We start from the raw sequence: 272 nt of genomic DNA on the forward strand, positions 1-272 counted from the left end.
TCATTGAGTTTATCAAGTTCTGCTTCTAGCTGTTTGCAGTACGGGCAATTCGGATCTGAGAAAATAGCCAACTGACGTTTACCACTACCTTTTACCGTTTTAATTGCATCCTGAAGAGGAAGTTGTTTCCAATCAATAGAGTTTTGTTTGAGCACTAAATCCTTGGTCAGATTTTTCTGATCTTGTAGACGAATCATAGATCCTATGAACATATGTTGTGCATTTTCATCCAAGTAAATAATTTGATTATCAAGATTGGCACTATACAAGCC

Annotated in this window: 1 protein-coding gene; it reads right to left on the bottom strand. The window is 36.4% G+C overall.

The window, feature by feature from the left end; genetic code table 11:
* The coding region (locus P9273_RS32100) for a DsbC family protein (RefSeq protein WP_278052581.1) at positions 1–272 on the bottom strand (272 nt) is incomplete at both ends.

The organism is Mesorhizobium sp. WSM4935, assembly GCF_029625735.1.
Lineage (GTDB): Bacteria > Pseudomonadota > Alphaproteobacteria > Rhizobiales > Rhizobiaceae > Mesorhizobium.